This is a genomic window from Nocardioides sp. (assembly GCF_030655615.1).
Classification (GTDB): Bacteria; Actinomycetota; Actinomycetes; order Propionibacteriales; family Nocardioidaceae; genus Nocardioides.
In genome coordinates this window covers 1-10,785 of the sequence record NZ_JAURVJ010000089.1, presented here as the reverse complement: position 1 = coordinate 10,785, position 10,785 = coordinate 1, and the positions used below count along the sequence as shown (strand labels likewise).

Here is a 10,785-nt window from a genome sequence, read left to right as displayed (position 1 = left end):
GTAGCGCTGAGCGTCGAGCTCGCCGACGACGAGCACGGCGCGGAGACCGCCCGGGCGATGCTCGACGACCTGCTGGTGGTCGAGGCTGCTCCCGCCGAGTCCGCGGTGGCCCCGGTGCCGGCGGTCGACGCGGCGACCGCGCAGGCCGCGCAGGCGGCGTACGCCGGTCACCGCTTCCACCCGTTCCCGACCTGCTTCGCGTGCGGCACCGCGCGCGACGAGGGCGACGGCCTGCGGATCTTCCCGGGCCGCGTCGCCGACGACCAGGAGGGCCGCACGCGGGTCGCGGCGACCTGGACCCCGGATCCGAGCCTGGGCGGCGACGCCGCGTCCCTGCCCGTCACCTGGGCGGCGCTCGACTGCATCGGCGGCTGGGCCGGCGACCTCGAGGAGCGGCTGATGGTCCTCGGCTCGATGACCGCGCGCGTCCGCGACCTGCCGCGCATCGGCGAGGAGCACGTCGTCGTGGGGGCCGCCCGGGGCTCGAGCGGCCGCCGTACGTTCACCGCCGCCAGCCTGTACGCCGCCGACGGACGCCTGCTCGGCACCGCCGAGCACGTCTGGATCGCCGTCTCCGCCGAGGACTTCGCATGAGCACCCCCACGACTCCTGCCCCGAACGGCACCGGCCACCGTGAGTGGTGGCGCGACGCCGTCGTCTACCAGGTCTACGTCCGCAGCTATTCCTCGTCCGGCACCCGCGGCGGCGGCGCCGGGATCGGCGACCTGCCCGGCATCACCAGCCGGCTCCCCCACCTCCGCGACCTCGGCGTGGACGCCGTCTGGATCACGCCGTTCTACACCTCGCCGCAGCACGACCACGGCTACGACGTCGCCGACTACCGCGACGTCGACCGGCTGTTCGGCACCCTCGCCGACGCCGACGACCTCGTCGCGACGGCCCACGACCTCGGCCTCAAGGTCATCGTCGACCTGGTGCCCAACCACACCTCCGACGAGCACGTGTGGTTCCGGGCCGCGCTGGCCGCGGCCCCCGGCAGCCGCGAGCGGGCGCGCTACCTCTTCCGCGACGGCCGCGACGGACCGGACGGACCCGGCACCGAGCCGCCCAACAACTGGCAGTCCGTCTTCGGCGGCGCGGCGTGGACCCGGGTGCCCGACGGCCAGTGGTACCTCCACCTCTTCGACACCACCCAGCCCGACCTCGACTGGCGCAACCCCGAGATCGGCGACATGTTCGAGGACGTGCTGCGCTTCTGGCTCGACCGCGGCGCCGACGGCTTCCGGGTCGACGTCGCGCACGGTCTCGTCAAGGAGGAGTCGCTGCGCGACCAGGACCAGGTGACGCGGCCGCACGCCGCGGACACGCCCATGGTCGAGCGCACCCAGCTCGACGAGCCGATGTGGGACCGGCCCGAGGTGCACGACGTCTACCGTCGCTGGCACCGGGTGCTCGCCGACTACCCCGGCGACCGGATGACCGTCGCCGAGGCGTGGACGAGCACCCCGGAGTCCATGGCGCGCTACGTGCGGCCCGACGAGATGCAGCAGGCGTTCAACTTCGCGTGGCTGCTGGCGAAGTGGTCGGCACAGGAGTTCGCCGACGTCGTCACCGGCACGTTCGCGTCGCTCGACCCGGTCGGCGCGAGCCCGACGTGGGTGCTGAGCAACCACGACGTCGTACGCCACGTCACGCGCTACGGCGGGGGCGAGCGCGGCCTGGCCCGGGCGCGGGCTGCGACCCTGACGATGCTGGGCCTGCCGGGCTCGTCCTACCTCTACCAGGGCGAGGAGCTCGGCCTCGAGCAGGTCGACGTCGCCCCCGAGGACCGGCAGGACCCGTCCTGGTTCCGGACCGGCGAGGTCGGTCGCGACGGCTGCCGGGTGCCGGTGCCGTGGTCGGGCGACGCGCCGCCGTACGGCTTCGGCCCGGGTGACGCCCAGCCGTGGATCCCGCAGCCGCTCGACTGGGCGGGCCTCACGGTCGAGGCCCAGACGGGGGTCGACGGCTCGACGCTGGAGTTCTACCGGGCCGCGTTGGCGGCGCGGCGGGCGCTGACGCCGGTCGACGGCGTGCGCGTCTCGGTCGACGGCGACGTGCTGCTGGTCGAGCGTGACGACGTCACCATCGCCGTCAACTGCGGCGACTTCGACGCGCCGTTGCCGGCGGGACGGGTGCTGCTGGCCAGCGGGCCGGTCGGCGACACGCTGCCGCCCGACACCGCCGTCTGGCTCACTGCTCCACGAGGTTGAGGGCCCGGTTGTAGCGGCTGAGCTCGCCGACGAAGGACGAGAGGTCCTCGTCGGTCCACCCCGCCAGCTTCTCGCCGAGCTCCTTCTGGCGGTGGGCGACGACGTCGGCCATCCGGGTGCGCGCCTCGTCGGTGACCGACAGGAGCGACGCGCGGGCGTCGGCGGGGTCCTTCTCGTGCTGCAGCAGGCCGAGGTCGACGAGGTGCTTGACCTGCCGGCTGATTGCCCCCTTGTCGACGTCGAAGAGCTCCGAGATCGCCGAGGCGCGCAGCGGCTCCTCCTGGGCCACGGTGGTGAGGATCAGGTAGGACGCCGGCTGCAGGTCGGGGTGGACCATCCGGGCCCGCTCCCCGATCACGCGTCGTACGCGGCGGATCAGGACACCGACCTCGTGCTCCAGGTCGCGCAACGTGTCGACGCGGGGCTCGGTCACCGGTGCTCCGCCGCCGGGACGGGGACGGTCGCGCCGGGCTCGACGGTCTCCTCGACCTCGTCGACCTCGTTGCCGACGGTGGTCCGCAGCGGGACCTCCTTGATGAACAGCACGCACACGAGGGCAAGGATCGCAAAGGGAACGGCGATCAGGAAGATGTGTCCGATGGCTGTGCCGAACGCGTGCTCGTAGAGTTCGCGGACCGGGGCCGGCAGCGAGCCCAGGTCGGGGATCGAGCTGCTCTCGTGGGACGTCTCGGTGACGCCCATGGCCGCGAGGCCGGAGGTCACCTTGTCGGCCACCTGGGTGGACAGGACGGCGCCCAGCGCCGAGACACCGATCGAGCCGCCGAGCGAGCGGAAGAACGCGACGACCGAGCTGGCCGCGCCCATGTCCTCGAGCTTGGTGTTGTTCTGCACGGCGAGCACGAGGTTCTGCATGGTGGCGCCGAGGCCGATGCCGACGAGGGCCATGAAGAGGCCGACGACGACGAGCGGGGTGTCGGCGTCGATCGAGCCGAGGAGGGCGAGGCCGGCGACGACGAACACGAGGCCGCCGACGAGCCAGCGCTTCCAGATGCCGGTCCTGCTGATGATGCGGCCGCTGAGGATGCTCGAGACGAGCAGCCCGCCGACCATGGCGATCGACATCAGGCCGGCCTCGGTGGGGCTCATGCCGCGGGCGAGCTGGAAGTACTGGCTGAGGTAGACGGTGGCGCCGAACATCGCGATGCCGACCATGACCGAGGCGGTGGTGGCCAGGGCGGTGGTGCGGTCCTTGAAGAGGCGCAGCGGGATGACGGGCTCGATCGCGACCTTCGCCTCGACGTACAGGGCGGCGGCGATGGTGAGGACCCCGGCGGCGACGAGGAGCGCGGTGGTGGTGGAGGCCCAGGCGAACGACGAGCCGGCGAGCGAGACCCAGATGAGCAGGATGCTGACGCCGCCGATGATGAGCGTCGCGCCGAGGTAGTCGATGTGGACCTCGCGCTTGACGACCGGCAGGTGGAGCTTGCGCTGCAGGACGATGAACGCGGCGACGGCGAACGGCATGCCGACGAAGAAGCAGCCGCGCCAGCCGAGCGGGCTGTCGACGACGAGGCCGCCGATCAGCGGGCCGGAGACGGTCGCAAGGCCGAAGACGGCGCCGATGTAGCCGGAGTAGCGGCCGCGCTCGCGCGGGCTGACCATCGAGGCGATGACGACCTGGACCAGCGCGGTGAGACCGCCGACGCCGAGGCCCTGGATCACGCGGCCGCCGATGAGGACGCCCATGCTGGGTGCGAACGCCGCGACGAGCGAGCCGGCGGTGTAGATCACCAGGGCGCTCTGGACGAGGAGCTTCTTGCTGAAGAGGTCGGACAGCTTGCCCCAGATCGGCGTGGTCGCCGTCATGGCGAGCAGCGTCGCGACGACCACCCACGTGTAGCCCGACTGCGACCCGTTGAGGTCGGTGACGATTCGCGGCAGCGCGTTGGTGACGACGGTGCTCGACAGCATCGCCACGAACATCGCGAGCAGCAGTCCGCTCAGCGCCTCGAGGATCTCGCGGTGCGTCATCTGCGGTGCTGACGGTGCGGACGGTGCTGCGGGGTGCGGTGCGGACTTGTCGGCGGACGAGGTCGTCACGGTGGGGTGCTCCATGCGGGATAGAAGGTTGTCTAGGTCAACCTTATTCCTCGATAGTTGATATCGGCAACCAACGTGGTGCGGGTCACCCGCCGCCGCCTTCTCGCGGTGGAAAAATGGACAACCCGCAGGCGTGGCCTCCGGATCCTGAGGATCTGGTTCGGCCGCCCCCGGGGACGTGATCCGGGTTCGCCTGCGGGTCGGGTGACTGCGGTGGATTGACCAGCAGCCTCGTCGGGTCGTTGGGCCCGACGCGTTGCTGGGCTGCTAGTGCGCAGCCACCTCACTTGTCCTAGTTGAATGCATTGTTTAGGACCACCTCCTCTCCGTGTACGACGAGCGTAGGTCGCGGTGTGAGCGGCGACAAGGGGTTTACCTTGGGGCCATGAGCGCGCCGGCCCGGCCCACCGTCACCACGTCCTACGACGGGCAGGTCGCCGTCCTCACGATCGACCGGCCCGAGCGTCGCAACGCGGTGGACAGCGCGACCGCGACGGCGCTGCTGGAGGCGGTCGAGTCGGCCGACGCCGACCCCGAGGTGGCGGTGCTGGTGCTGACCGGTGCGGGCGGGTTCTTCTGCGCCGGCGCCGACCTCAAGGCCCTGGCCGAGGGTGACCGCCAGGACGTCGTGCTCGGGGCCGACGGCCCGGGCCCGATGGGGCCGACCCGGCTGCGGACGACCAAGCCGGTGGTCGCCGCGGTCGAGGGACCGGCCGTGGCCGGCGGGCTCGAGCTGGCCCTCTGGGCCGACCTCCGGGTGGCGGCGTCGGACGCGACGTTCGGCGTCTACTGCCGCCGGTTCGGCGTACCCCTGATCGACCTCGGCACGGTCCGGCTCCCCCGGCTGATCGGGCACAGCCGCGCGATGGACCTGATCCTCACCGGCCGCGGCATCGACGGCGTCGAGGCCGAGCGGATCGGCCTCGTCAACCGGGTCACCGAGCCCGGCGCCGCGCTGGTGACCGCCGTGGCGCTGGGCCACGACCTGACCGCACTCCCCCAGCAGTGCCTGCGCAACGACCGGGCGTCCGCGATCGACCAGTGGGGACTGTCCGAGGCCGACGCGCTCCGCCAGGAGTGGCACCTCGGGCTCGCCACGATGAGGTCGGGCGAGACCCTCGACGGTGCCGCCCGGTTCGCCGGCGGCGCCGGCCGCGGCGGCATCCCGACCGACCCCTCGCGATAGTCCCGGGCGAAATGGCCCCTCAGACCGTCGATCTGGGGCCATTTCGCCCGGGACTACCTGACGGGGCGGGTCAGTCCGGTCAGGCCGGTCAGCCGGTCGCGGCGAACTGAGCCTGGTAGAGCCGGGCGTAGGCGCCCTCGGCGGCGAGCAGCTCGCCGTGGGTGCCCTGCTCGACGATCGAGCCGTCCTCCATCACCAGGATCAGGTCGGCGTCGCGGATCGTGGAGAGCCGGTGGGCGATGACGAACGACGTCCGGTCGCTGCGCAGCGCCGCCATCGCGTGCTGGAGCAGCAGCTCGGTGCGGGTGTCGACCGACGAGGTCGCCTCGTCGAGGATCAGCAGCGCCGGGTCGGTGAGGAACGCGCGGGCGATGGTGACGAGCTGCCGCTCGCCCGCCGACAGGTTGGACCCCTCCTCGTCGACGACCGTGTCGTAGCCGTCGGGCAGCGAGTGGACGAACCGGTCGACGTACGTCGCCCGCGCGGCCTCGAGCACCTCGTCGTCGGTCGCGCCGGGTCGGCCGTAGGCGATGTTGTCGCGGATCGTGCCCTCGAAGAGCCAGGTGTCCTGCAGGACCATGCCGATCCGGCCGCGCAGCACCGAGCGCGGCAGGTCGGTGATGTCGGTGTCGTCGATGGTGATCCGGCCGGCGTCGAGCTCGTAGAACCGCATCACCAGGTTGACCAGCGTGGTCTTGCCGGCACCGGTCGGGCCGACGATGGCGACCGTCTGGCCCGGGCGGGCGACCAGCGACAGGTCGGTGATGAGGGGCCGGTCGGTGTAGGAGAACGTCACGTGCTCGAAGGCGACCTCACCGCGCGTGGGTCCGCCGGTCGCGGCCCCGGCGGCCTTTGCGGCGTCGTACGACGTGGTCTCGGCGACCTCCTCGTCGGCGTCGAGCAGCTCGAAGACCCGCTCGGCCGACGCGACGCCCGACTGGAGCAGGTTGGCCATCGAGGCGACGGTCGTGAGGGGCTGGGTGAACTGACGGGTGTACTGCACGAACGCCTGCACCTCGCCCAGGGTCAGCGAGCCGCTCGCGACGCGGAGGGCGCCGATGACGGCGACGACGACGTAGTTGAGGTTCCCGATGAACATCATCGACGGCATGATCAGCCCGCTGACGAACTGGGCGCGGAAGCTGACGTCGTAGAGCTCGGCGTTCTGCCGGTCGAACTCCTCCTGCACGGCCGCCTGGCGGCCGAAGACCTTGACCAGCGAGTGGCCCGAGAAGGTCTCCTCGATGTGGGCGTTGAGCTTGCCGGTACGACGCCACTGGGCCACGAACTGGCTCTGGGAGCGCTTCATGATCGCGCGGGTGACGAGCAGCGACAGCGGCACGCTGACCAGCGCGACGAGGGCGAGCAGCGGTGAGATCCAGAGCATCATCGCCAGCACGGCGAGCACCGTCATCACCGAGGTCAGCAGCTGGCTCATCGTCTGCTGCAGGGTGGTGGAGACGTTGTCGATGTCGTTGGTGACGCGCGAGAGCAGCTCGCCGCGGGGCGAGCGGTCGAAGTAGCCGAGGGGCAGCCGATTGATCTTGTCCTCGACGTCCTGGCGCATCCTGCGCACGGTGCGCTGGACGACGCCGTTGAGCACGTAGCCCGCCAGCCACGCGAGCAGCGAGGCCGCGGCGTAGACCGCGAGCACCACGAGCAGGACGCGCCCGACCGCGTCGAAGTCGACGCCCGCACCCGGGACGACGTCCTGGCCCTGGACGGCGTCAGGCAGCTCGGACTGGGGCGTGCCGGCCGGGAACTGCCGGCCGATGAAGCCGTTGAAGACGAGGTCGGTGGCGTGACCCAGGATCCGCGGCCCGACCGACATCAGGATGACGCTGGCGACCGTGATCGTGACGACGAAGAGGGCCGGCACCTTGTCGGGGCTCATCCGGCGCAGCATCCGTTTGGCCGACGGCCCGAAGTCCATCGCCTTCTGGCCGACCATGCCGCCGCCCATCGGGCCACGGCCGGGTCCGCCGACCGGCGCCTCGATGCGCTCGGTGGCCTCGAGCACGTGCTCCTTCTTGGCCTTGTCGGGCTGGGAGTTGCTCATGCCATCGCCTCCTCGGCGCTCAGCTGCGAGGCGACGATCTCCTGGTAGGTCACGCACCCCTCGAGCAGCTCGGGGTGGGTGCCGCGGCCGACGACGCGGCCGTCCTCGAGCACGAGGATCTCGTCGGCGTCGCGGATGGTGGAGACGCGCTGGGCGACGACGACGACCGTCGCGTCGGTCGTGACCGGCGCGAGCGCCGCTCGCAACCGGGCGTCGGTGGCGAGGTCGAGCGCCGAGAACGAGTCGTCGAACAGATAGATCCCGGGGCGTCGTACGACGGCGCGCGCGATGGCGAGCCGCTGCCGCTGGCCGCCCGAGAAGTTGGTGCCGCCCTGGGCGACCGGCGCGTCGAGCCCCTCGGGCAGCGCCTCGACGAAGTCGCGGGCCTGGGCCACCTCGAGGGCGGTCCAGATGTCGTCGTCGGTGGCGTCGGCCCGGCCGTGGCGCAGGTTGCTGGCGATGGTGCCGGAGAAGAGGTAGCCCTTCTGGGGCACGAGGCCGATCTGGTCCCACAGCTCGTCGGGAGCGAGGTCGCGCACGTCGACGCCGGCGACCCGGACGGTGCCGGAGGTGGCGTCGAAGAGCCGCGGCACGAGGTTGACCAGGGTGGTCTTGCCGGCGCCGGTGGAGCCGATGACGGCGAGGGTGTGCCCGGGCCGGGCGTGCAGCGAGACGTCGGCGAGCACGGGCGACTCGGCGCCGGGGTAGGCGAAGGTGACGCCGTCGAGGTCGAGCTCGCCGCGGCGGGCGGGGTCGGGGGTGACCGGCTCGGGCGAGGGCACGACCGAGGAGTCGGTGTCGAGGACCTCGATGATCCGGTCGGCGCAGACGGCCGAGCGCGGCACCTGCATGAGCATGAAGGTCGCCATCATGATCGACATCAGGATCTGCATCAGGTAGCTGAGGAAGGCGGTCAGCGCCCCGACGCCCATCTGGCCGCTGTCGACGCGGTGGCCGCCGAACCAGATGACGCCGACGCTGGCGACGTTGACCACCAGCATGACGAGCGGGAACATCGTGGCCATCCAGCGCCCGGCCCGCACGGCGACCTCGGTGAGGTCGTCGTTGGCCCGGCCGAAGCGCTCCTTCTCGTGCGGCTCGCGCACGAACGCGCGGACGACGCGGATGCCGGTGATCTGCTCACGCAGCACACGGTTGACCTCGTCGATGCGGCCCTGCATGAGCCGGAAGCTCGGCACCATCCGCGTGATGACGAACCCGACCGAGACGAACAGCGCCGGGACGACGACGGCGAGGATCCAGCCCAGGCCGACGTCCTCGCGCAGCGCCATCACGACGCCGCCGACCATCATGATCGGGGAGGACGCGGCGATCAGGCAGGCCATCAGCACCAGCATCTGCACCTGGGTGACGTCGTTGGTGCCGCGGGTGATGAGCGACGGCGCCCCGAACTGCTGGAGCTCGCGCGTCGAGAACCGGCCGACCCGGTCGAAGAGCTCGGCGCGCAGGTCACGACCGAAGGCCATCGCCGTACGCGCGCCGTACCAGGCGGCGCCGACCGAGCCGACGATCTGCAGCAGCGAGACGCCGAGCATGACGGCGCCGAGCCGGACGATCGTGCCGGTGTCGCCGACCGCCACGCCCTCGTCGATGATCTGGGCGTTGAGGCTGGGGAGGTAGAGCATCGCCAGCACGCTGAGGAACTGCAGCGCGACGACGGCGAGCAGCCACGAGCGGTAGGCGGGGAGGCGCTCGCGGAGCAGTCGGATCAGCATGTGGTGGTCTCCTTGGTGATGGAGCTGGGCCGGAGGAGGCCGTGGAGGACGGTCGAGACGATCTGCTCGGGCGTGAGGAACCGCCCGTCGGCGATGTGCTCGTGGCTGCCGGCGAAGGTCAGCAGCCGCAGCACGTGCACGAGGTGGTCGACGGGGCAGGCGAGGCGGTCGGCGTCGGGGGCGACGACACCGGTGAGCAGCAGCTCGAGCCGCGCCCGCCACTCGACGGCGCCGGGACTGTCGTGCAGGTGGTCGGGCGGGCGGATCATCCCGACCTTCTGCATCAGCGAGAACGTCGCCCGGAAGCGCTGCTGCATGATCGAGACGAGCGCGAGCAGCCGTTCCTCGAGAGGGAGGGACGCGTCGATCTCCTCGATCCGCGCGACCAGGTCGCCGGGCTCGAACGCCCGCGCCACCGCGGCCGCCAGCAGCTCGTCCTTGGTGTCGACGACCCGGAAGATCGTGCCCTCGGCGATCCCGGCCGCCTCGGCGATCTGCTTGGTCGTCACGTCGCGGCCGTGCTCGCGCAGCAACCGCAGCGTGACGTCGACCAGGACCTCCCGACGCTTGGTCGGGTTCATGGCGGGGGCTCGAGGACTCACCCGGGAACCGTACGTGAGTGAGCGCTCACTCACAAGCGGGTTTCGTGGTCCTCGAGGTGGAGATTCCCCGCTGGAGCGGGGTTTCTCCTCCTTCTGCGTCAAAGCTTCGGCCCAGAAGCGGGAGTTCGTCCGACAACCTCACTCCGGGTCGGCGATCGCCGATCCGGTGCCGGTGACCCGTGCGCTGGTCGCGAGGCCGGGGAAGGTGAGCGGGAAGTCGGCCGGTGCCGTGAGCCTCACCTCGACGCGGGTGCCCACCACCGACACTCGATAGGTCAGGCCGGGGTGGTCGGCGTACGCCCCGACGTCCTGCAGGTACGCCGCCACCGCGGCCCGGGCCGACGCCTCGGTCAGCCGGAGGGGCTGGTCGCCGAGCCCGCCCTCGTAGACCTCGTCGCCCTCGGCGCCGAGGTCGGCTCCCTGCAGGGCGGCACCCTCAGCGACGGTGGCCAGGCTCTGCCGTTCGAGGAACGCCGCGCTGGCGTCGACCACGACCGCGATCGTCATCAGCAGGATCGCCGCGAACCCCACGACGAGCGGGGTGATCGACCCGCGCTCCCCGTGCCGGGGACGCTCAGTCCCGAGCGGCGGCACCGGTGATCTCCTGGTAGCGGCCGATCGGCACGGTGTGGGTCGCGTCGAGGGCGAACGACGGCGTGCCGCCGCCGAGCATCTCGGGCAGCAGCGGCAGGTCGACGGTGGTGTCGACCCGGACGGTGATGATCGACTCGCCGCTGTGGCAGTCGTCGTGGGGCGTGCAGCTCACCTCGACGCGGACCGGTACGCCGTCGAGTCCCTGGTCGTCGAGGGCCTGCCGCGCTGCGTCGGTCGCGGCCCGCTCCCCCGCGGCGTCGCTCGGCGCGAGGGCGTAGGCGCGGGCCGCCGACCGGGCCGCCGACGTCGTCGCGAACGCGCCGCGCTGCACCTC

At 71.8% G+C, this 10,785-nt stretch carries 10 protein-coding genes; 3 read left to right on the top strand and 7 right to left on the bottom strand.

Annotated elements, in window-relative coordinates; genetic code table 11:
* Together Q7T52_RS07510 and Q7T52_RS07505 are read left to right on the top strand one after the other, a co-directional pair.
* On the top strand, nucleotides 1-594 hold a 594-nt coding region (locus tag Q7T52_RS07510; protein WP_304800990.1), incomplete at its 5' end, for a hypothetical protein.
* Complete coding sequence (locus tag Q7T52_RS07505) at nucleotides 591-2,213, top strand: alpha-amylase family glycosyl hydrolase (RefSeq protein ID WP_304800988.1); 1,623 nt, start codon at nucleotides 591-593, stop codon at nucleotides 2,211-2,213. The genes Q7T52_RS07510 and Q7T52_RS07505, both read left to right, overlap by 4 nt.
* Here Q7T52_RS07505 and Q7T52_RS07500 read toward each other — a convergent pair.
* Both Q7T52_RS07500 and Q7T52_RS07495 read right to left on the bottom strand, forming a co-directional pair.
* Nucleotides 2,194-2,646: a MarR family winged helix-turn-helix transcriptional regulator gene (locus Q7T52_RS07500; protein ID WP_304800986.1), complete on the bottom strand. Its 453-nt coding sequence runs from the start codon at nucleotides 2,644-2,646 to the stop codon at nucleotides 2,194-2,196. The two genes, Q7T52_RS07505 and Q7T52_RS07500, sit on opposite strands and share 20 nt — an antisense overlap.
* Nucleotides 2,643-4,205, bottom strand: coding sequence for an MDR family MFS transporter (locus Q7T52_RS07495; protein WP_304800992.1), 1,563 nt, complete (start codon nucleotides 4,203-4,205; stop codon nucleotides 2,643-2,645). Before Q7T52_RS07495 ends, Q7T52_RS07500 begins: the two co-directional genes overlap by 4 nt.
* Before the next feature lie 454 nt (nucleotides 4,206-4,659).
* Between Q7T52_RS07495 and Q7T52_RS07490 the strand changes: the two genes are divergently transcribed.
* The gene (locus Q7T52_RS07490; RefSeq protein WP_304800983.1) at nucleotides 4,660-5,460 is read left to right on the top strand and encodes a crotonase/enoyl-CoA hydratase family protein; all 801 of its coding nucleotides are present in this window, start codon (nucleotides 4,660-4,662) and stop codon (nucleotides 5,458-5,460) included.
* Between the two features lie 88 nt (nucleotides 5,461-5,548).
* Here the strand turns inward: Q7T52_RS07490 and Q7T52_RS07485 are convergent, their stop codons facing one another.
* The 5 genes from Q7T52_RS07485 to Q7T52_RS07465 form a co-directional block, all read right to left on the bottom strand.
* A complete protein-coding gene (locus Q7T52_RS07485) occupies nucleotides 5,549-7,519 on the bottom strand; it encodes an ABC transporter ATP-binding protein (protein ID WP_304800980.1) in 1,971 nt (656 codons plus the stop codon).
* On the bottom strand, nucleotides 7,516-9,255 hold the full coding sequence (locus Q7T52_RS07480; protein WP_304800977.1) for an ABC transporter ATP-binding protein: 1,740 nt from the start codon (nucleotides 9,253-9,255) through the stop codon (nucleotides 7,516-7,518). The genes Q7T52_RS07485 and Q7T52_RS07480 overlap by 4 nt, the downstream gene beginning before the upstream one ends.
* Nucleotides 9,249-9,857, bottom strand: a complete 609-nt coding sequence (locus Q7T52_RS07475; RefSeq protein WP_304800976.1) for a TetR/AcrR family transcriptional regulator — start codon at nucleotides 9,855-9,857, stop codon at nucleotides 9,249-9,251. Before Q7T52_RS07475 ends, Q7T52_RS07480 begins: the two co-directional genes overlap by 7 nt.
* Before the next feature lie 138 nt (nucleotides 9,858-9,995).
* Nucleotides 9,996-10,451 carry a Tad domain-containing protein gene (locus tag Q7T52_RS07470; RefSeq protein WP_304800974.1) on the bottom strand — a complete coding sequence of 152 codons (456 nt, stop codon included), beginning with the start codon at nucleotides 10,449-10,451 and terminating at the stop codon, nucleotides 9,996-9,998.
* Nucleotides 10,432-10,785 (bottom strand): hypothetical protein (locus Q7T52_RS07465; protein WP_304800972.1); only part of this gene is annotated, 354 nt, incomplete at its 5' end. The genes Q7T52_RS07465 and Q7T52_RS07470, both read right to left, overlap by 20 nt.